This is a genomic window from Lentisalinibacter orientalis (assembly GCF_040706535.1).
Taxonomy (GTDB): domain Bacteria; phylum Pseudomonadota; class Gammaproteobacteria; order Steroidobacterales; family Woeseiaceae; genus Lentisalinibacter; species Lentisalinibacter orientalis.
Genome location: NZ_JAPDRJ010000004.1, coordinates 197,545 through 217,177 on the forward strand (window position 1 = coordinate 197,545; position 19,633 = coordinate 217,177).

22 protein-coding genes are annotated in these 19,633 nt (G+C 71.0%); 12 read left to right on the plus strand and 10 right to left on the minus strand.

Features of this window, described 5'->3' with window-relative positions; genetic code table 11:
* Window positions 1-11 precede the first annotated feature (11 nt).
* Both purN and purM read right to left on the minus strand, forming a co-directional pair.
* Complete coding sequence (purN, locus tag ACJMK0_RS14825; protein WP_405239371.1) at window positions 12-671, minus strand: phosphoribosylglycinamide formyltransferase; 660 nt, start codon at window positions 669-671, stop codon at window positions 12-14.
* Complete coding sequence (purM, locus tag ACJMK0_RS14830; protein ID WP_405239373.1) at window positions 668-1,708, minus strand: phosphoribosylformylglycinamidine cyclo-ligase; 1,041 nt, start codon at window positions 1,706-1,708, stop codon at window positions 668-670. Before purM ends, purN begins: the two co-directional genes overlap by 4 nt.
* Window positions 1,709-1,916: 208 nt before the next feature.
* Between purM and ACJMK0_RS14835 the strand changes: the two genes are divergently transcribed.
* Genes ACJMK0_RS14835 through hda form a run of 4 tightly spaced genes read left to right on the plus strand, consistent with a single transcriptional unit; the run spans window position 1,917 to window position 5,310 of the window.
* Window positions 1,917-2,987 carry a DUF2066 domain-containing protein gene (locus ACJMK0_RS14835; protein WP_405239374.1) on the plus strand — a complete coding sequence of 357 codons (1,071 nt, stop codon included), beginning with the start codon at window positions 1,917-1,919 and terminating at the stop codon, window positions 2,985-2,987.
* 16 nt (window positions 2,988-3,003) lie between these two features.
* Window positions 3,004-3,567, plus strand: coding sequence for a CDP-alcohol phosphatidyltransferase family protein (locus ACJMK0_RS14840; protein ID WP_405239376.1), 564 nt, complete (start codon window positions 3,004-3,006; stop codon window positions 3,565-3,567).
* On the plus strand, window positions 3,564-4,634 hold the full coding sequence (locus ACJMK0_RS14845) for an AI-2E family transporter (RefSeq protein WP_405239378.1): 1,071 nt from the start codon (window positions 3,564-3,566) through the stop codon (window positions 4,632-4,634). The genes ACJMK0_RS14840 and ACJMK0_RS14845 overlap by 4 nt, the downstream gene beginning before the upstream one ends.
* Window positions 4,627-5,310 (plus strand): DnaA regulatory inactivator Hda, encoded by a 684-nt coding sequence (hda, locus tag ACJMK0_RS14850; RefSeq protein ID WP_405239379.1) that lies wholly within the window; start codon window positions 4,627-4,629, stop codon window positions 5,308-5,310. Before ACJMK0_RS14845 ends, hda begins: the two co-directional genes overlap by 8 nt.
* Here hda and ACJMK0_RS14855 read toward each other — a convergent pair.
* Genes ACJMK0_RS14855 through arsC form a run of 3 tightly spaced genes read right to left on the minus strand, consistent with a single transcriptional unit; the run spans window position 5,307 to window position 6,600 of the window.
* A complete protein-coding gene (locus ACJMK0_RS14855; protein WP_405239381.1) occupies window positions 5,307-5,657 on the minus strand; it encodes a hypothetical protein in 351 nt (116 codons plus the stop codon). The genes hda and ACJMK0_RS14855 overlap by 4 nt on opposite strands.
* Window positions 5,654-6,247, minus strand: a complete 594-nt coding sequence (gene wrbA, locus ACJMK0_RS14860) for an NAD(P)H:quinone oxidoreductase (protein ID WP_405239383.1) — start codon at window positions 6,245-6,247, stop codon at window positions 5,654-5,656. Before wrbA ends, ACJMK0_RS14855 begins: the two co-directional genes overlap by 4 nt.
* Complete coding sequence (arsC, locus tag ACJMK0_RS14865) at window positions 6,244-6,600, minus strand: arsenate reductase (glutaredoxin) (protein WP_405239385.1); 357 nt, start codon at window positions 6,598-6,600, stop codon at window positions 6,244-6,246. The genes wrbA and arsC overlap by 4 nt, the downstream gene beginning before the upstream one ends.
* Before the next feature lie 207 nt (window positions 6,601-6,807).
* Here arsC and ACJMK0_RS14870 point away from each other — a divergent pair, with 207 nt between their 5' ends.
* Both ACJMK0_RS14870 and ACJMK0_RS14875 read left to right on the plus strand, forming a co-directional pair.
* Window positions 6,808-7,104, plus strand: a complete 297-nt coding sequence (locus ACJMK0_RS14870; RefSeq protein ID WP_405239387.1) for a DUF4398 domain-containing protein — start codon at window positions 6,808-6,810, stop codon at window positions 7,102-7,104.
* Between the two features lie 27 nt (window positions 7,105-7,131).
* On the plus strand, window positions 7,132-7,419 hold the full coding sequence (locus ACJMK0_RS14875; RefSeq protein WP_405239389.1) for an acylphosphatase: 288 nt from the start codon (window positions 7,132-7,134) through the stop codon (window positions 7,417-7,419).
* Between the two features lie 36 nt (window positions 7,420-7,455).
* Here the strand turns inward: ACJMK0_RS14875 and ACJMK0_RS14880 are convergent, their stop codons facing one another.
* On the minus strand, window positions 7,456-8,070 hold the full coding sequence (locus tag ACJMK0_RS14880; RefSeq protein WP_405239391.1) for a lytic transglycosylase domain-containing protein: 615 nt from the start codon (window positions 8,068-8,070) through the stop codon (window positions 7,456-7,458).
* A gap of 6 nt (window positions 8,071-8,076) precedes the next feature.
* The gene (locus ACJMK0_RS14885) at window positions 8,077-9,783 is read right to left on the minus strand and encodes a proline--tRNA ligase (RefSeq protein ID WP_405239392.1); all 1,707 of its coding nucleotides are present in this window, start codon (window positions 9,781-9,783) and stop codon (window positions 8,077-8,079) included.
* 152 nt (window positions 9,784-9,935) lie between these two features.
* On the opposite strand from ACJMK0_RS14885, the gene ACJMK0_RS14890 reads away from it, so the two are divergent.
* The 6 genes from ACJMK0_RS14890 (at window position 9,936) to ACJMK0_RS14915 (ending at window position 15,709) form a co-directional block, all read left to right on the plus strand.
* Complete coding sequence (locus ACJMK0_RS14890; protein ID WP_405239394.1) at window positions 9,936-10,574, plus strand: phosphatidylserine decarboxylase; 639 nt, start codon at window positions 9,936-9,938, stop codon at window positions 10,572-10,574.
* A 34-nt stretch (window positions 10,575-10,608) separates the two neighbouring features.
* Complete coding sequence (gene pssA, locus ACJMK0_RS14895) at window positions 10,609-11,373, plus strand: CDP-diacylglycerol--serine O-phosphatidyltransferase (protein ID WP_405239396.1); 765 nt, start codon at window positions 10,609-10,611, stop codon at window positions 11,371-11,373.
* Window positions 11,370-12,143: a uracil-DNA glycosylase gene (locus ACJMK0_RS14900; RefSeq protein WP_405239398.1), complete on the plus strand. Its 774-nt coding sequence runs from the start codon at window positions 11,370-11,372 to the stop codon at window positions 12,141-12,143. Before pssA ends, ACJMK0_RS14900 begins: the two co-directional genes overlap by 4 nt.
* Window positions 12,140-12,616 carry a ribosomal protein S18-alanine N-acetyltransferase gene (rimI, locus tag ACJMK0_RS14905; protein WP_405239400.1) on the plus strand — a complete coding sequence of 159 codons (477 nt, stop codon included), beginning with the start codon at window positions 12,140-12,142 and terminating at the stop codon, window positions 12,614-12,616. Before ACJMK0_RS14900 ends, rimI begins: the two co-directional genes overlap by 4 nt.
* 106 nt (window positions 12,617-12,722) lie before the next feature.
* Window positions 12,723-14,303: a peptide chain release factor 3 gene (locus tag ACJMK0_RS14910; protein WP_405239401.1), complete on the plus strand. Its 1,581-nt coding sequence runs from the start codon at window positions 12,723-12,725 to the stop codon at window positions 14,301-14,303.
* A 131-nt stretch (window positions 14,304-14,434) separates the two neighbouring features.
* Complete coding sequence (locus tag ACJMK0_RS14915; RefSeq protein WP_405239402.1) at window positions 14,435-15,709, plus strand: MFS transporter; 1,275 nt, start codon at window positions 14,435-14,437, stop codon at window positions 15,707-15,709.
* Here ACJMK0_RS14915 and ACJMK0_RS14920 read toward each other — a convergent pair.
* Genes ACJMK0_RS14920 through ACJMK0_RS14930 form a run of 3 tightly spaced genes read right to left on the minus strand, consistent with a single transcriptional unit; the run spans window position 15,636 to window position 19,615 of the window.
* Window positions 15,636-17,657 carry a transglutaminase TgpA family protein gene (locus ACJMK0_RS14920; protein ID WP_405239403.1) on the minus strand — a complete coding sequence of 674 codons (2,022 nt, stop codon included), beginning with the start codon at window positions 17,655-17,657 and terminating at the stop codon, window positions 15,636-15,638. The genes ACJMK0_RS14915 and ACJMK0_RS14920 overlap by 74 nt on opposite strands.
* Window positions 17,647-18,678 carry a DUF58 domain-containing protein gene (locus ACJMK0_RS14925; protein WP_405239405.1) on the minus strand — a complete coding sequence of 344 codons (1,032 nt, stop codon included), beginning with the start codon at window positions 18,676-18,678 and terminating at the stop codon, window positions 17,647-17,649. The genes ACJMK0_RS14920 and ACJMK0_RS14925 overlap by 11 nt, the downstream gene beginning before the upstream one ends.
* A complete protein-coding gene (locus ACJMK0_RS14930; protein WP_405239406.1) occupies window positions 18,650-19,615 on the minus strand; it encodes an AAA family ATPase in 966 nt (321 codons plus the stop codon). Before ACJMK0_RS14930 ends, ACJMK0_RS14925 begins: the two co-directional genes overlap by 29 nt.
* Window positions 19,616-19,633: the final 18 nt, after the last annotated feature.

Below are 19,633 nucleotides of genomic sequence, written 5' to 3' on the forward strand. Positions count from 1 at the left end.
GGGGTTCACCTTTACAGGTCCAGGACGACGGGTTCGTGCAGCGCGGACCCGTCCAGTTCGGGGACGCCGCCCGCCAGGCGCAGCCTGCCGCTGGCGAACCAGCCGGCGGCCCGTGGATAGATGATGTGCTCGGCGGCCTGAACGCGGGCTGAAAGCGATGCCTCGTCGTCGCCGGGCAGCACCGGTACACGAGCCTGTATGACAGCAGGGCCGCCGTCGAGTTCGTCGCTGACGAAGTGCACCGTGCAGCCGTGCGTCGGGTCGCCGGCCGCGAGGACCCGCCGGTGCGTGTGCAGCCCCCGGTAGGCGGGCAGCAGTGACGGATGCACGTTCAGCAGGCGGCCGGCGAATTCCTGCACGAAGGCGCTGCCGAGGATGCGCATGAAGCCGGCCAGCAGCACGAGCTGGGGGTCGTGGCGGCGGATCTCCGCCGCCAGCGCAGCGTCGTAGGCCTCCCGGTCCGGGGCGTCGTCCGCCGGCACGGCTGCCGCCGTGATCCCGGCCCGCCGCGCGCGGGCGAGCCCCGGCGCGTCCGCGCGGCTGGCAACGACCGCCGCGAGGCCGAGTGGCAGGTCGCCCGCCGCTACCGCGTCGATGAATGCCTGCAGGTTGGTGCCTTCGCCGGAGATCAGCACCACGGCCCGGACGGCGCTCTCGCCCCCCGCGCTCAAGAGATGATCGCGCCGCCGTCGCCGGCGGCGATCTCGCCGATGGTCCAGGCCTGCTCCCCGTGCTCCGCCAACAGGGCCAGCGCCTCGTCGGTGCGCTCCCGCGGCACGACGACCGTCATGCCGATGCCGCAGTTGAAGGTGCGGAGCATCTCCGCCGGGGCGATATTGCCCGCCGCGGCCAGCCAGTCGAAAACCGGCGGTGTCGTCCAGGCGCCGCGGTCGATGCGGGCCTCGGTGCCGGGCGGCAACACGCGCGGCAGGTTCTCCGGCAGGCCGCCGCCGGTCACGTGGACCAGACCGTGCACGGGCAGGGCGCGCAGCAGGGCCAGCAGCGGCTTGACGTAGATGCGGGTGGGGGCGAGCAGCGCCTCGCCCAGCGGCTGCCCGCCCACCGACTCACCGCCGCCGGTGGTGACCGCGGTGCCGCTCGTCTCCAGGATGCGGCGGATGAGCGAATAGCCGTTCGAATGGGGGCCGGAAGAGGCGATGCCCAGCACCGCGTCGCCCGGGGCGATGCGGCTGCCGTCGATCAGGTCCTCACGGTTCACGACGCCCACGCTGAAACCGGCCAGATCGTACTCGCCGCGCGGGTACATGCCGGGCATCTCGGCCGTCTCGCCGCCGATCAGCGCGCAGCCGGCCCGGCGGCAGCCTTCGGCGATGCCGCTCACCACCGCGGCGGCCTGCTCCACGTCGAGGGCGCCGCAGGCGTAGTAGTCGAGGAAGAACAGGGGCTCCGCGCCCTGCACGACCACGTCGTTCACGCACATCGCCACCAGGTCGATGCCGATGGTGTCGTGCCGGTCGAGCATGCCGGCCAGCTTCAGTTTCGTGCCGACGCCGTCGGTGCCCGCCACCAGGACCGGCCGCGGGTAGCGCTCCAGATCCAGGGCGAACAGGCCGCCGAAGCCGCCCAGCCCGGCCAGCACCTCCGGGCGGCGCGTGCTCTCCACGGCCTCGCCGATGCGCTCTACCAGCGCGTTGCCCGCGTCGATGTCGACGCCGGCGTCCTTGTATGTCAGTTGTTTGTCGCTCATCGGCCGATGTGTCCCGGGCGGTGGCCTCAGGCCGGGGGGAGGACGATATAATAGAGATTGAAGTCCTGCTCGGAAACCGCGTCTCATGCATCCAACCGCACGAAGCACCGCCGGCGTGCCTCGCGCAGCGGTTCTGCCGCTCCGCCTCGCCACCCTCCCGACCCGTGTCGCCGCCGCCCTGGTCAGCGCACTTGTCATGGCGACGGGCGTGGCAGTCGTCCTGTCGGCGGCCGCGCCTGCCCGGGCGGCGGAGGTGGCCGACCTCTACACCATCCGGGTGCCGGTGGATCAGAGCGAGCCGGACTGGCGCGAGCAGGCCTACCGGCGCGCCTTGTCCCAGGTGCTGGTGCGTGTGACCGGGCAGCGCGCGGCGGCCGGGGACCCGGGGCTGGACGCGTTGTTCGAGGATCCCGCCCGGCTGGTGCAGGGCTATCGGCGTGGCGCGGACGAGACGCTGTGGGTGAGCTTCGACGGCCGGGCCATCGCGGCGCGGCTGCGGGAGGCCGGCCGTGCGGTATGGGGCAGCGAGCGGCCGGTGACGCTCCTGTGGCTCGCGGTCGACCGCGGCGGCGGCGACCGCGATCTCATCGCCGCCGGGGACGAGCCGCCCTCGGCGGCACTCCCGGCGCGCTCCGCGCAGCCGCCGGACGGCGCCGATCCCGACCGTTTCCTGCGCCAGCGCGTCGAGGACGTGGCGCGGGCGAGGGGACTGCCCCTCGTGTGGCCGCTGCTCGACGCCGAGGACCGGGGCAGCGTGGCGTTCAGCGACGTGTGGGGCGGTTTCGAGCAGCCGGTGCTCGAGGCGTCCGCCCGCTACGGCGCGAACAGCATCCTGCTCGGCCGCATCGATGCGGACGGGCGTCAGCTGCCGCGCTGGACCTGGTATTTCGGCGGCGAGCAGCGCCAGTGGCGCGCCTCGGTCGAGGATGCCGTGCACCGGGTCGCCGACCTCATGGCAGGACAGCTCGCGGCCGTGGGCGACGAACGGGCGAGATCGGTGCGCCTCACGGTGACCGGCGTCGAGGATCTGGCCGCATACGCCGACGTCAGCCGCTACCTGGCCTCGGTGAGCGTGGTCCGGGAGCTGCGCCTGGAGCAGCTTGCCGACAACGCGCTCACTTACCGGCTCGAGTTGCTGGGCGCGCCCGATCGGCTCGGCCGCGTGCTGCGGCTGAGCGGGCGATTCGGCACCCTGGAGGAGGTGGTGGACCCGACCGGGGTCGGCGGAGCGGGCCTGGTGCGAGACGTGACGGATCTGACCGTGGCCTACCGACCCTGAGTCGCCGGCGCGCCCCATGAACCTGAGCTGGCTGCCAAATCTCATCTCGGTGGTCCGCATCCTGCTGATCCCGCCGACGCTCTACGCCATCGTCGTGGGTGCGTATCCGGTGGCGCTCGCCCTGTTCTTCCTCGCCGGCTTCTCCGATGGCGTGGACGGATTTCTCGCCAAGCGCTTCGCCTGGCAGAGCCGGCTCGGCGCGCTGCTGGACCCGGCGGCGGACAAGCTGCTCGTGGCAGGCGTGTTCCTCACCCTTGCCGCCGTGGGGCTGGTGCCGATGTGGCTCGCGGCCGCGGTCATCGTCCGCGACCTGGTCATCGTCGCGGGCGCGCTCGCCTACAATTTCCTTATCGCGCCGGTGACGGGCCAGCCGACGAGGATCAGCAAGGTGAATACCGCGATCGAACTGCTCTACGTCCTGAGCGTGCTGAGCCACGCCGGCTTCGCCTGGCCGCCGGATATCACGCTGCTGGTGCTCGGGGCCGGCGTGCTCGTGACTGCGGTGGTGAGCGGTATCGACTACGTGTTGTCCTGGGCCCGCCGGGCCAGCGAGGCGTCCGGAGGAGAGCACAGAGCATGAGTGCCGAGAATCGCATCTTCTGGCTGGCGGGTGCGGCCATCACCGCGTGGCTGCTCTACCTGCTGGCACCGGTGCTGACCCCGTTCGTGGCGGCGGCCCTGCTGGCCTACGTCGGCGATCCCATGGCGGACCGGCTGCAGAGGCTGAAGCTGCCGCGCTCGCTGGCCGTGCTGGCGGTGTTCCTGCTGACGTTCCTCGTCATCGGTGCGATCGTGCTGCTGGTGCTGCCGCTCGTTCAGGCGCAGATCGGCGCGCTGCTAGAGGCGCTGCCGCGCTACATGCAATACGTCGAGGAACGGCTGCTGCCGCTCGTACGGCAATTCATCGACGGCGAGGGCACGGGGCAGGGCATCGGCCTGGCCGCGTTCCTCTCGGACTACGGCAGCATGGCGGGACAGTGGGGCAGCCGCGTGCTCACCTCGCTGGGCCGTTCGGGCGGTGCGCTGGTGGCGGCGCTGCTGTCGCTGTTTCTGATACCGATCCTCACCTTCTACCTCCTGCGCGACTGGGACCTCATCGTCGCCCGGCTCGGCAGCCTGGTGCCGTCGTCGCGGCGGGAGACCGTGTTCCGCCTGTTCCGCGAGACCGACGAGGTGCTCGGCGCCTTCCTGCGCGGCCAGCTGCTGGTGATGGCGGGGCTCGCCTTCATCTACACGGTGGGCCTCACGCTACTCGGGCTGCAGTTCGCGCTGGCCATCGGCGTGGTGTCCGGCCTGGTGAGCTTCGTGCCCTATCTGGGTTTCATCTTCGGCATCGCGCTGGCCGGCCTGACCGCGGTGAACGAGCCGAACGCGCTGCTGATGCTGCTGGGCGTGGTCGCCGTGTTCTCGGTGGGCCAGTTCATCGAGGGCAGCGTGCTCACGCCGAAGCTGGTCGGCGACCGCATCGGGCTGCACCCCGTCGTCGTGATCTTCGCCGTGATGGCCTTCGGCCAGCTGTTCGGGTTCTTCGGCATCCTGCTGGCGCTGCCGGCGGCGGCGGTGCTGTCGGTGCTCGCCCGGTTCGCCTATCGCAATTACCTGGCGGAAGACCCCGGTCAGGCCCCGGACGGGGGCGGGGATGGCTGAGGATCCGGCCCGGGGACAGCTGCCGCTGGCGCTCGCGCTGCAGGATCATGCGGTGTTCGAGACTTTCCGTGCCCCGGGGGACGGCGCGCTGGTGGCGGCCGCGAAGGATCCCGCGCCGCCGGGTCTCTGGATAGCCGGCCCGCCGGGCAGCGGCAAGAGCCACCTGCTGCAGGCGATCTGCGCCCATCGGCCCGAGCGCCGCTGCGCCTACGTGCCGCTCGGCAGCGCGCCGGCGCCGGAGATGCTCGAGGGGCTCGAGGCGCTGGACCTGGTCTGCCTGGACGATCTCGACCGGGTGGTGGGCGAGGAGCGCTGGGAGCGGGCGCTGTTCGGGCTGGTGAACGGATTGTCGCTCGCGGGCGGCCGGCTGGTGGTGGCCGCCGCCGGCCCGCCGGCGGAACTGGGGCTGCGGCTGCCGGACCTCGTCAGCCGCTGCCAGGCCCTGGCGCTGTTCCGCCTGCGCTATCTGGACGACGAGGAGCGTCTCGAGGCGCTGCGGGCCCGGGCCAGGTTCCGCGGTTTCGACCTGCCGGCCGACACGGCGCGCTATCTGCTGCGCCGGGTGCCCCGGGACATGGGTCGGCTGACCGCCCTGCTGGACCGGCTGGACACCGCGTCGCTGGCCGCCTCCCGCCGCCTGACCATCCCCTTCGTGCGCGAGGTGCTAGGACACTAGCTGCCGCTGCGGGTGATCCTCACGACCGGGACCAGGAGGAAGAACGCGAGCAGCGAGACGGCCGCCACCGTGGCGGCCAGCAGGCGCGCCGGCGGGTTCGCGATCGATTCCATCAGGCCGAAGCCGGCGTAGCCCGCGCTGCCCAGCAGCGCCAGCAGGAATGAATCCGGCCGGCGCAGCAGCATGAACGGCAGAGTGAGCCCCACCGGCAGGGCGGCGGCGATCCAGGCCCAGACCGGGGCGGTGCCGGGGCCCGCCGCAAGCAGCGCCATCGACAACACGCCCGCCGCGACCCACGCCGCGGTGGCCGGCAGCCACAGCGCGATCGGCAGCACCGGCCGGCTCAAGGCACCAGCCTGAGGGCGGTCTCGGCCACGCGCCGGCCGAGGGCCCGGGCCAGCGTGATCTCGTGGCCGGTGAGACGCGGATTGGCGTCGGGGCCGGCGACATGACTGGCGCCGTAGGGCGTGCCGCCGCTGGTCGTCTCGGTCAATGCCGCCTCGCTGTAGGGCAGGCCGACGATCAGCATGCCGTGATGCAGCAGCGGCACCGCCATGGTGAGCAGCGTGGCCTCCTGGCCTCCGTGCAGGCTGCCGGTGGAGGTGAACAGGCCGGCGGGCTTGCCGATCAGCTTGCCGGCCAGCCACTGCGCCGAGGTGCCGTCCAGGAAATACTTCATCGCGGCGGACATGTTGCCGAACCGGGTGGGGCTGCCGAGCACCAGCCCGGCGCATTCCACCAGGTCCTCGGTCGTGGCGTAGGGCGGGCCTTCGCCGGGCACTGCGGGCGCGCTCGCCTCCGTCTCGGCCGAGACCGCCGGCACCGTGCGCAGCCGCGCCGCGGCGCCCTTCACGCCGTCCACCCCCCTGGCGACTTCGCGGGCCAGTGCTGCGGTGGCGCCGGTCCGCGAGTAGTAGACCACCAGGATCTCGCTCACGCGCGCAGGATCCCGTGCACGTTCTCGGGCGGCCGGCCGATCGCCGCCGCGTCGTCGTCCCGGACCACGATCGGCCGTTCGATGGCCGCCGGATGCGCCGCAAGCCACGCCGCCGCGGCATCGTCGGCGAGAGCGTCCACCGTCTCCCGCTCGCTGCGATAGTCCGGATCGTTGCGGCGGATCAGGTCCCGTGGGCGGCAGCCGAGCAGATCCGTGATCCGCAGCAGCGCGGCCGCGTCCGGTGGTTCCTTCAGGTATTCCGTGACCGTGACGGGAACGCCGGCTTCCTGGAGGAGGGCGAGCGTCGCCCGGGATTTGGAGCAGCGGGGATTGTGGTAGATACGGTAGTTCATCGTTCCTGGTCGTATTCTTCTCGTCGGGCCGGACCGGCGCGTAATGTACCAGCAGGGCGGTCTCCCGTCAGTCCCCATCACGACCATAAACCGCCGTTTCTGGTCGGGTTTTGTTTGCTTGACGCTCCCCGTGGCTGCTGCTAGCGTTCCGCTGTGATCTCGAAGTCCTCATTCTCCGGAGCGCCACTCGCCGCCTGGGTAACGGTGGTGACGCTGCTGTTTTCGGCCGGCGGCTGCGCCTCGGGCGGCCCGCCGGTGCAGGAGATGAGCGATGCCCGCCAGGCCATCGAGGCCGCGCGGGAGGCCGGCGCCGAGGACCTGGCGGCCGGCGAGTTCCGTTCGGCGCACTCCAGGCTGATCAGCGCCGAGACCCACCTGAAGGAACGCAGTTTCCGCGCGGCGCGCCGCGACGCCCTGGCCGCACGCGACCTGGCGGTGCATGCCCGCGCGGTCGCCGAGGCGGCACGCACGACCGGCGACGAGCCCGAGCAACGGCTGCCCTGAGACGCGCTCCCGCCGGGAGGTTGCCCGATGTCCGATGAGATGGCAGATACGCAGTGCCTGCGTTTCTTCGTCAGCGGCCGGGTGCAGGGCGTCTGGTTTCGCGCCAGCACCCGGGAGCAGGCCCGGCGCCACGGCATCACCGGCCACGCCCGCAATCTGCCCGACGGGCGCGTGGAGGTGCTCGCCTGCGGCCGCCCCGAGGCGCTCGCCCGTCTCGAGGCGTGGCTGTGGCAGGGGCCGGAAGCGGCGCGGGTCGCCGACGTGGCCCGGGAGGCGGCTGCGGTGACGCCGCCCGAAGGCTTCAGCACCGGCTAGCGATCAGGCCGCGCTCCCAGGGGAGCGCTGCGGCCCTCAGATCCGGCGCCAGGTCAGCCGCAGCTTGTCCAGCACCCGGTTCGAGTACCAGGACTTGCCCAGGCTGCCGTTGTAGCGGGCCAGGGCGCGCTGCAGGTCGCCGTCTTCCATGTCGTAGTAGTAGCGCAGGATGGTGCAGCCGAGGCGCAGGTTCGTGTCGATGTGGAACAGGTTGTCGTCGGGCCGGCCGATCTCGTCCAGCCAGAACGGCATCACCTGCATCAGCCCGCGGGCGCCCGCTCTGGAGACCGCGAAGCGATCGAAATTGCTCTCCACGTCGATCACCGCCAGGACCAGCTCCGGTGGCAGATCGACCCGCCTGGCCTCGTAGTGGACGCGTTTCAGGATGCGGACGCGCTCCTGCGGATCGTCGATCCGATTGCCGAGCCGCTGGGACATGTCGACCAGCCAGACCTCGGCGTGGAAGCGGTCGTCGAAGCTGTCGGCTTCCGCCGCCGCCTCGCGCAGCAGTTCCCGCAGGACCGGGTCCGGTCCCCTCTGATCGGCGACGTCGGCGACCGACGGCGCGGTCGCCGCCCACAGCAGGCCGGCCGCCAGCAGTCCCAGGGAGCGCCGGCGCAGACCGCTGTCGGTTGCCGCAGGCCTGTCCATGGGCAGTCAGCTTACCGCCGGCTCCCGCAGCAGGGCGAGAACGGCATCACGCTTCAGGTTCCTCGACTCGGTGTCGCGGCGATGGCGGTACTCCAGTTCGCCCGCGTCGAGGCCGCGTTCCCCGATCACGATGCGATGGGGGATGCCGATCAGCTCGGCATCGGCGAACTTCACACCGGGCCGCGCGTCCCGGTCGTCCAGCAGCACGTCGATGCCGAGTTCGCCCAGCTCGGCGTACAGGGCCTCTGCGGCCTCTCGCACGCGCTCGGAGCGGTGCGCGTTGATCGGCACGATCACCACCCGCCAGGGCGCTATCGGTTCCGGCCAGACGATGCCGTTGTCGTCGTGATTCTGCTCGATGGCGGCGCCCACGATGCGGGTGACGCCGATGCCGTAGCAGCCCATCTGCATGGGGCGGTCGTTGCCGTCCTGATCCTGCACGGTGGCGCCCATGGCCTCCGAGTACTTCGTGCCCAGCTGGAAGATGTGGCCCACCTCGATACCGCGCGCGATGCTGAGCGTACCGCTGCCGCCGGGCGTGGGATCGCCTGCGACCACGTTGCGCAGGTCGACGCTGTCCGGTTCCGGCAGGTCACGGCCCCAGTTCGCGCCGGTCAGGTGATGGTCGGCCTCGTTTGCGCCGCAGGCGAAGTCGGCCAGATGGGCCGCGGCGTGGTCGACGTAGACCGGGATGTCCAGGCCGATCGGGCCCACGAAGCCCGGCGCGCAGCCGGTGGCGGCCAGCACTTCGTCCGGCTCGGCCATGCGCAGCGGGTCCGCCACGCCGGTCAGTGCCTGGGCCTTGACCGCGTTCAGCTCGTGGTCGCCGCGCAGCACCAGGGCGACGGGGCCGTCCTCGCCGGCGACCACCAGCGTCTTCACCAGGCGCGCGGCCGGCAGGTCCAGCGCGGCCGTGACCGCCTCGATGCTGCGCGCGCCGGGCGTGCGCACCTTCTCGAGCGCCGCCGACGGCGCCGGGCGGGGCTCTGCCGGCGGTTCCGTGCGCGCCATCTCCACGTTGGCGGCGTAGCCGTCCTCATCGCAGTAGGCGATGGCGTCCTCGCCGGAGTCCGCGAGCACGTGGAATTCCTGGGAGCGGCTGCCGCCGATCTCGCCGCTGTCGGCTTCCACCGCGCGGAACTTCAGGCCCAGCCGGGTGAAGATGGCCTCGTAGGCCCGCGCCATGCGCTCGTAGGCCGCCGCCATGCCGGCCTCGTCCAGGTCGAAGGAATAGGCGTCCTTCATGATGAACTCGCGGGCGCGCATGACGCCGAAGCGGGGCCGTATCTCGTCGCGGAACTTGGTCTGAATCTGGTAGTAGTTCACCGGCAGCTGGCGGTAGCTCCGGAGCTCGCGCCGGGCGATGTCGGTGATCACCTCCTCGTGGGTGGGCCCGAAGCAGAAGTCGCGCTCGTGGCGGTCCTGCATGCGCAGCAGCAGCGGGCCGTATTTCTCCCAGCGGCCGGATTCCTGCCACAGCTCGGCGGGCTGCACCGCCGGCATGAGCAGTTCCAGCGCGCCCGCCCGGTCCATCTCCTCGCGCACGACCGCCTCGATCTTCTGCACCACCCTGAGGCCGATCGGCATCCAGGTGAACAGCCCGGACGCGAGCCGCCGGATCAGCCCCGCGCGGAGCATGAGCTGGTGGCTCGGGATCTCGGCTTCCGCCGGCACTTCCTTCAGTGTGGTGAGATTCAGTCGGGAGGATCGCATCGGCTGTCCCCGGGGTTATGGACGGGCCCCGGATTCTAGCCCGAATGGCCGGCGTACACACGGGATCGACCGCGGCAAGGGCCGCCCGCGGGGTGGCATCTCGCTGCCATTCAGCGCATGATCCGCGCATCCTTTCGACCGACCGGGAACCGATGCCGAGAACGGATTATCCACGCATAGCACCCGAAGGCATGCCCTGGATACTGGCGGCGCTGGCCGCACTCGCAGCCGGCGTGGTGCTCGTCGGCTGGTGGGCCGCGGTGCCTCTGGGTGCGCTGGTGGCCGCCCTCGTGCTGCTGTTCCAGGACCCGTGGCGGGACATCCCGGCGGCGCCGCTCGGCGTGCTGGCGCCGGTGGACGGCGTGGTTACCGAGATCACCGGCGCCGGACCCGGCATACTGGACCGGGAGGCCGTGCGGGTCACGATGCGCATCAACAACTTCGGCGCCTACACGGCCCGCAGCCCCATCGAGGGCAAGGTCCTCGACCCCCGCGACAACCTCTCCGACCACAGCCGCTGGCTGGACGTACACGGCATGTGGGTGCGCAGCGACGAGGACGACGACGTGGTGGTCCTCGTCCATGGTCCGAAGCGCGGCCCGAAATGGTTCGGTGCGCCGCGGGCATTCCTCGGCTACGGCGAGCGGGTGGGCCAGGGCCAGCGCTTCGCGTACATGCGGCTGGCCAGGACCGCCGAGGTGTACCTGCCGGCGGACGCCCACGTGCGCGTGAAGACCGGGCAGAAGGTGCGCGCGGGGACCGACTCGCTGGCCGAACTGAGACACCGATAGCGAGCCGCGACCGCCCATCTTGTATGATTGCGCCGTGGGTGCATCCGATGAAAAACCGCGCCGCGGCATTTATCTGCTGCCGAATCTGCTGACCACCACGGCGCTGTTCGCGGGTTTCTACGCCATCGTGGCGGCCGTGGACGGCAACTTCGAGGCGGCCGGCGTGGCGATATTCGTGGCCATGGTGCTGGACGGCCTCGACGGCCGCGTGGCGCGCCTGACGGCCACCGAGAGCGACTTCGGCAAGGAGTTCGACAGCCTCTCGGACATGGTCTGCTTCGGCCTGGCGCCGGCGGTGGTGGTCTACCAGTGGGGCGTGGCCCGGCTGGCCGAGTACAGCGTCGCCTGGGGACGGGTGGGCTGGCTGGTGGCCTTCCTGTTCGCGGTGGCGGCCGCCATGCGGCTGGCGCGCTTCAACACCTCGCCGGGCTCCCAGGACAAGCGCTTCTTCGTCGGGCTGGCCAGCCCCTCGGCGGCGGGCATGGTGGCCGGGTTCGTCTGGCTCAGCGCGCGGCACGGCATCGCCGGCCTGGGCGGCCTCGCGCTCGCCTTCGTGATCACCGCCATGGCCGGCGCGCTGATGGTGAGCAACCTGCGCTACTACAGCTTCAAGGAACTCAATCTCGGCAGCCGCATCTCGTTCCCGTATCTGCTCATCATCCCGCTGGTGCTGATACTGATCTCGCTGGAGCCGCCGGTGGTGCTGTTCACCATGTTCACCGGTTACGCCCTGTCCGGGCCGGCGTTCTGGCTGTGGCGCCGGCGGCGCGGCCGCCGCCAGGAGGCGGACGGGACGTGACCGGCAGCGAGGGGGAACGGCTGGCCTATCTGCGCGCGCTCGGCATCGACGTGTGGGTGCTGCGCGGCGAGGAGGCCGCCGACGAAGCCGCGGCACCGCAGGATGCGGGTGCGGAAGAGCCCGCCTCGCGGGAGCCGGCGGCGGCCGGCGGTAGCGTTCGGGTGATACCCGCGCCGGCAGACGCCGGGCCCGCGGCGGATCCGTCCGCCGACGGCTGGGAGGCGCTCAGGGTGCGGGTCAGCGGATGCACCCGCTGCGCCCTGCACGAGGGCCGCACCCAGACCGTGTTCGGCGTCGGCAACCCGGAGGCCGACCTCATGATCATCGGCGAGGCGCCGGGCGCCGAGGAAGACCGCCGCGGCGAGCCCTTCGTGGGCCGCGCCGGCAAGCTGCTGGACGAGATGCTGCGGTCTCTCGGTCTGGGGCGGGACGATGTCTTCATCGCCAACATCCTGAAGTGCCGGCCGCCGGGCAATCGGGACCCGCGGCCCGAGGAGTCGGCCGAGTGCCGCCCGTATCTGCGCCGCCAGATCGCCCTGGTGCGTCCGCGGGTCATCCTGGCCGTCGGCCGCATCGCGGCCCAGGACCTGCTGGAGAGCGACGAGCCGATCGGGCGCCTGCGCACCCGGGCGCATAGCTTCCCGGAGGCCGACATCCCCGTGGTCGTGACCTATCATCCCGCCTATCTGCTGCGCAGTCCCAGCCAGAAGCGCAAGGCCTGGCAGGACCTGTGCCGGGCCCGGCAGCTGCTGGCCGGGGAGGGCGCATGAACTCCGTGGTCCGCGAACCGGCGCCGCAGATGCGCGCCATGCTGCCCGGCGACCTGGCGCTGGTGGCCGACATCGAGCGCCGCAGCTACGAGTTCCCCTGGAGCCGGGGGATATTCCGCGACTGCCTGCTGGCCGGCTATACCTGCCTCGTGATCGAGGCGGAGGGCGAACCGCGCGGTTACGGCATCCTGTCGGTCGCCGCCGGCGAGGCGCATCTCCTGAATCTCTGCGTGGACCGGCACTGGCGCCGCTACGGCTTCGGCGAGATCCTGCTGGCCGAGCTGATCAGCCGGGCGCGCAACGCGGCGGTGCGCCAGATGCTGCTGGAGGTGCGCCCCTCCAACGAGGCGGCGCTGCGCCTCTACCGCAAGTACGGCTTCCGGCCGATCGGGCGGCGGCGCGGCTACTATCGCGCCGACGACGGCCGCGAAGACGCCATGGTGCTGGCGCTGCGTCTCATCCCGGACGAGTAGTGCCGGGTGGCCGTGAGCGGATGACCGGCGGCTGCCGCGGGCCTCTGGCAGGGCCGCTGCCCATCGGGTAGACTCGCCGCCTTTTTCCCGACCCCCGGGTTGACCCATGGCCACTCTGGAACACGAGGTGCGGCGCCGGCGCACCTTCGCGATCATCTCTCATCCCGACGCCGGCAAGACCACGCTGACCGAGAAGCTGCTGCTGTTCGGCGGCGCCATCCAGCTCGCCGGCACCGTCAAGGGCCGCAAGGCGCGCCGTCATGCCACGTCCGACTGGATGAAGCTCGAGCAGGAGCGGGGCATCTCCGTGACTTCCTCGGTCATGCAGTTCCCGTACCGGGACCGCATCGTCAACCTGCTCGACACGCCGGGCCACGAGGACTTCTCGGAGGATACCTACCGCACGCTGACCGCCGTCGATTCGGCCATGATGGTCATCGACTGCGCCAAGGGCGTGGAGGAGCGCACGGTGAAGCTGATGGAGGTCTGCCGCCTGCGCGATACGCCCATCCTCACCTTCATCAACAAACTGGACCGGGAGGGCCGCGAGCCCATCGAACTGCTGGACGAGATCGAGTCCGTGCTGGGCATCCAGTGTGCGCCTGTGACCTGGCCCATCGGCATGGGCCGGGATCTCAGGGGCGTCTATCACCTGCAGGATGACCGCATCTACGTCTACGAGAGCGCGGGCCGTGAAAAGGCGGGCGGCACCCGGGTGATCGAGGGCCTGGCCTCCGACGAGGCGCGGGCATTCCTCGGCGATCGGGCACCCGCCTTCGACGAGGAGATCGAACTCGTGCGCGGCGCCTGCTCGGAGCTGGACCCGGAGGCCTATCTGGCGGCGAAACAGACACCGGTGTTCTTCGGCTCGGCCGTCAACAACTTCGGCGTCCGCGAGCTGCTGGACGGCTTCGTGGAGCTCGCCCCGGCGCCCCGGCCGCGGGAGGCGGGCGGCCGCGTGGTCGAACCGACGGAGAATGCCCTGACCGGCTTCGTATTCAAGATCCAGGCGAACATGGACCCCGCGCATCGGGACCGCATCGCCTTCATGCGTCTGTGTTCGGGGCGGTTCACGAAAGGCATGAAGGTGCACCACGTGCGTCTCGGCAAGGCGGTGAAGGTGGCCGAGGCCATTACGTTCATGGCCGCCGACCGACAGTCGGCGGAAGAGGCGTGGGCCGGCGACATCATCGGTATCCACAATCACGGCACCATCAACATCGGCGACAGCTTCTCGGAGGGCGAGGAACTCGTCTTCAGCGGCATCCCCAGTTTCGCGCCCGAGATATTCCGTCGCGCGGTGCTGCGCGACCCGCTTCGTCTGAAGGCGCTGCAGAAGGGGCTGGACCAGCTGTGCGAGGAGGGCGCCACCCAGCTGTTCCGGCCGCTGCGCAGCAACGAGCTGATACTCGGCGCTGTCGGCATCCTCCAGTTCGACGTGGTCGCCGCCCGCCTGCGTGACGAGTACGGCGTGGAATGCACCTTCGACACGGTCAACGTGCACACCGCCCGCTGGCTCGATTTCCCGGACGAGAAGAAGCGCGACGAATTCACCCGCCGCAACCACGACAACCTGGCTCTCGACCACGCTGAGGCGCTGGTGTACATCGCGCCCACCCGGGTCAATCTCCAGCTCGCCGAGGAACGCTGGCCGGACGTCCGCTTCCACGCGACTCGGGAGCTGTAAACCGGCGCACGCCTGCTATAGTCGGTCCGTCGCGGCGAGCCTCCGGAGCCTGACATGACCATGGAGATGGCCATGGAGATGACCATGGTGATGACGACTGCGCCAGCACGCAGCCGGACGGTGACCGGCCCGTGACGCATCGCCTCCTGCGCAAGCCCGTACTCGCCTGGGCCTTCTACGACTGGGCCAACTCCGCCTTCGCGCTCACCGTGCTGGCGGTGCTGTTCCCCATCTTCCTGGGCGAGTACTGGAGCTCCGGCGAGGTGGGAGCGGACGTCACCTTCCGTCTCGCCGTGACCAGCGGCGCCGCGAGCCTCATCGTCGCCGTGCTGGCGCCGGTGCTCGGCGCCATCTCCGACCGTGGCGGCACCCGCAAGAAATTCCTCACGGGCTTCGCCCTGCTCGGCATCGTCATGACCGGCGGGCTCTACTTCGTGGCCGAGGGTGCCTGGCCGGTGGCGATCGGCCTGTACCTGCTGGCCTCGGTCGGCTTCTACAGCGCCAATTCGTTCTACGACTCCCTCATCCACAACGTCGCCAAAGCCGGCGAGTTCGAGTCGGTCTCGGCCTTCGGCTTCGCGCTCGGCTATTTCGGCAGCGCGATGCTGCTCGCGCTGAACACCTGGATGGTGCGCGATCCGGGCACCTTCGGCCTGGCGGGCCCGGACGTCGCGGTGCGGGTGGCCTTCCTGCTGGTGGCCGTGTGGTGGGCGCTATTCACGATCCCGCTCCTGCTCTACGTGGAGGAGCGCAAACCGCCCGAGAAGGCCGTGGCGGGGGCGGTGCGCGAGGGCTATCGCCAGCTCGTCGACACCTTCCGCGAGATCCGCCGCTACCGGCACGTGTTCCTGTTTCTGATCGCCTTCTGGCTGTACATCGACGGCGTGCACACGATGATCCAGATGGCGACCAACTTCGGACAGCGGCTCGGCTTCTCCAGTGCCGACCTGATCACCGCGCTGCTGGTCACCAATTTCGTCGGCTTCCCGGCGACACTGTTCTACGGCTGGCTCGGCGAGAAGATCGGCGCGAAGCGCGGCATCTACATCGCCCTGACCGTCTACATCGGCGTGAGCCTGTGGGCGTTCTACCTGGAGCACGTCTGGCAGTTCTATGCCATGGCCATCATGATCGGCACGGTGCAGGGCGGCGTGCAGAGCATGAGCCGGGCCTATTACGCGGCGATGGTGCCGCCGGACAAGGCCGCCGAGTTCTTCGGCTTCTACAACATGATCGGCAAGTTCGCCGCGGTGCTGGGGCCGTTCCTGGTGGCCGTCACCAGCAGCGTGAGCGACAGCCCGAAGGCGGTGATCCTCGCCATCGTGCCGCTGTTCATCGTCGGCGCCGCGCTGCTCTCGCGCGTACATCCGCCCAGACGCCGCGAAGTGGAGACCAGTGTGGTCTGACGGCGGCGGCGAGTTCGTCTGCCCGCGGGCGGCCGGCGTAGCGGGTGTCAAGGTAGAGGGCGGTGACCTGGCGTATGTCTCCTGCGAGGCCTGGCAGCGCGGCCGAGGCCCGCTCTGCGTAGCCCAGCGGCGGCTCGCCGGGACCGCGGGGGATGCCTGTGGCCCGCACGAAGCGCCGGTACAGCCGCTCGGCCCGGTCCGGCCCCGGCCGGCGGTGACGCCAGGCGAGCCAGCCGGTGAGCCCCGCGAGCAGCAGTGCCATGATGGCGACCAGCCACACGACCATCCGCCGCCAGTCCGGGCGCTCCATGCCGAGCCAGCGCAGGAAGTCCTCCTGGGTGGCGGATCCGTAGCCCAGCACCCACTCGTCCCAGCGGGCGTTGGTGAGGTCCCAGTAGAAGCGCATCGTCTCCACGAAGTCGGCGCGCCAGAAGCGGTCGGTAACGCCGAACTCGGTGGAGTCCAGCGCCTCGTAGAGGCCGGACTCGATACGCTGGGGGGCCACTGCGGCGGTGGGGTCCACCCGCACCCAGCCGTCGCCCTCGAACCAGACCTCCGCCCAGGCGTGGGCATCGGACTGGCGGACGATGTAGTAGGGGTCCTCCGTCTCCAGCGGGTTCAGCTCGCCGCCCTGGTAGCCGGCGACGACGCGGGCCGGAATGCCGGCGGCGCGCATGAGCGTGGCGAACGAGGTCGCGTAGTGCTCGCAGAAACCGCGCCGGCTGGAGAACAGGAACTCGTCGGCGGCGTCCCGGCCCAGCGCCGGGGGCGACAGCGTGTAGTAGAACGGCTCCTCGCGGAACCAGGCCAGCACCCGGCGGACGTAGTCCCGGTCGCTCGCCGCGCGGGCCCTCAAATCCGTCCCGAAGGCGCGTGTGCGCGGGTTGGTGTCGTCCGGCAGCCGCGTCATGAAGTTCCGGTAGCCGTCGCTCAGCGCCGGCTCCAGGGCCGCCTCCGGCAGCGACGTTGCGCTGTAGACCAGTTGCCGGTCTACGGGCCGGGAGCGCGCCACCTCGTGGCGACGGGTCAGGTACGCGCCTTCCGCGTCCACGTCGTAGGGGCGCTCCAGCAGGAACAGGTAGCGCTGGCTGGTGGGATCCAGCCGGACCCGGTAGCGCAGCGCCTCCCCCGCCGGCTCGATGAGAGTCTCCGCCTGCGGATACCTCAGGACCTGCTGGGCGCTCCAGGTGCGGCCGTTCAGTACCTGGTCCATGACGATGCCGCGCCAGTAGCGTTCCGAGGGCGGCGGCACCTCGCCGTCGAACCAGACCCGGAAGGCGCGGGCGTCGGAGCGGCCGAGGCTCGTGATGTCGCCGGGGCTCATCTGATCGCTCAGGCCCGTGACGGCGCTGCCCTGCTCGTTGGGGATGGCCCAGAACGGCCCCGGCACCCGCGGAAACAGCACCCAGAAGACGAGCATCAGCGGCAGCGCATGCAGCAGCAGGCGGCCGGCGCCGCGGATCGCGAGGCGCGGCGCCAGCGCCGCGCCCGAGCGCCCGGCGTTCAGCCAGGCGGCCGTGATCACGAACACGGAAGCGAACAGATAAGGCAGGGTCCACAGGAACTGCTCGCGCAGCAGCGTGGCCAGCACCAGGAAGAAGGCGATGAACAGGAGCACGAACTGGTCCCGCCGCGTGCGCGTCTCCAGCAGCTTCAGCGACGCCATGAGTACCAGCAGCGCCGTGCCGGGGCCCACGCCGTTGATGCCGCCGTAAGCGAACAGCACGGCCAGGAAGCCGCCGAAGGCGAGCGCGATCCGGAAGCCCCGCCAGGGCAGGGGCCACCGGCGCACTTCCACGATCCAGCGCCACAGCCCGCAGCCGAAGGCCGGCACCAGTACCCAGGCGGGCAGGGCGGCGGCATGGGGGATGACGGCCAGCAGCAGCGCCGACAGCGTCCACGGCAGCGTATCGAGCAGCCGCCCGTCGCTGCGCCGGTCAGCCTTCACGGTCGGTCTCCGGTTCGTCGGAGCGGTACAGTGCCAGCGCGTCGAGGCAGCGGCGCCGGTGGCCGCTGCCCCGGGAGGGCTCGACGGTCTCGCCGCCGAGGCGCAGGCCGTAGTGGCGGCCGCCGTTCTCGGCATCCAGGATCCAGCGGCACAGCACCGAGAGCCTCGTCTCCAGATCACGGCCCGGCGCGTCGCGGAGATCGAGCCACGCGAGCGATGCCGTCGCGCCCGAGAATCGCTTCGACTTGAGCTCGCCGGTGCGCGCGTAGGTCTTCCACGCGACGTGGCGGGGCGGGTCGCCGGCGTGGAAGTCGCGCAGCCCGGCGAAGTCGTCGTCGCCCTGCTCGGAGGCCCGCCGGCGGCCGCGGCTGGCGGCGCTGGGGGGTGGCGGCGGCGGCGCGTCGGCCGGCTGCGGCCACACCAGGCAGCCGGCGTCGGCGTGGATCCAGACCCAGGCCCGGAACAGGGTCAGCGGATGGGTCGTGCGCACCCCGTAACGCACGAGGCGGAGGCGGCCACGCCGTTCGGTCGGCACCCGCAGCTCGGCGACGGCGTGTCCGCCCGCCGCCACGTCCACCCGGGGCGAGGAGGCCTCGCCGGCGTAGACGCCGAGCTCGTAGCGGGGCGCCTGTCCGTCGTTGGTCAGGTTGAAACGCAGGCGGGCCTCCTCGCCGGCGAACACCGGCTCCGCGCCGGCGAAGGCCACGGTGAGCCCGGCCAGGTTGCGGTGGCAGTGGTGCATGGCCACGAGGCCCAGTGCCGCCAGCAGGAAGGTGAGCGCGAAACCCATGCTGTTGTTGTAGTTCATGGAGCCCAGCAGCATGGCGAACGTCATCAGGCCGTAGGTGACGCCCACGCCGGTCGGCAGGATGTAGATGCGCCTCGAGGCAAGCCGTACGGGCACCGGGTCCGCGCCCTGGCGGCGCCGCGCCCAGCGCGCGGCCCATTCGGCAGCCGCCTCCCGGGGACGGCGCCAGCCGCGCCGCAGCGCCTCAGGGGATAGCGACGGACTCGAGGACATGGCGGCCGATCTCCTCCGGGCGGCGGCGGCGGTCGAGTTCATCCGTCGTCAGCCGGTGTGCGGCCACGGCCGTGAACACGGCCTGCACATCGTCCGGGAATACGGCCTCGCGGCCTTCCACCAGTGCGATGGCGCGGGCGGCCCGGGTCAGCGCGATGGCCCCGCGGGGCGACAGGCCGGCCGGGAAGTCGCCGGATTCGCGGGTGTAGCGCACGAGCGCCTGGATGTAGTCGATCAGCGGTTCGCTGACCTTGACGGCGTCCACCGCCCGCTGCAGCCGGACGACGTCATCCGGGCCCAGGGCCGGCTCCAGCCCGGCCAGCGCCAGCCGCGTGTCGTGCCCGGCGAGGAGCCGGCGTTCGGCTGCCTCGTCCGGGTAGCCGAGCTCGATGCGCATGAGGAAGCGGTCGAGCTGGGATTCGGGCAGCGGGAAAGTGCCGATCTGGTTGCCCGGGTTCTGGGTGGCCACCACGAAGAACGGCTCGGGCAGGGTGTGGCTCGCGCCGTCTACCGTGACCTGACCCTCCTGCATCGCCTCGAGCAGCGCGCTCTGGGCCTTCGGCGTCGCCCGGTTGACCTCGTCCGCCAGCACCAGCTGGGAGAATACGGGTCCCGGATGGAAATCGAAGCGGCCGTCCTCCGGACGGTAGATGGACACGCCCACGATATCGGCCGGGAGCATGTCGCTGGTGAACTGGATGCGCTGATAGGTGAGGCCGAGCACCCGGGCCAGGGCATGAGCCAGGGTCGTCTTGCCCACCCCGGGCAGGTCCTCGATCAGCAGGTGGCCACGGGCGATCAGGCAGGCCAGCGCCAGCCTGAGCTGCGGGCCCTTGCCCAGGATGATCGAGTCGAGAGAGGCCAGCGCCGATGTCAGCGCATCGCCTATCCCGTCGTCTATCGCATTGTCCTTCTCGAGCACGTTCCCGATGTGCATCCGGCCTTCTCCTTCACG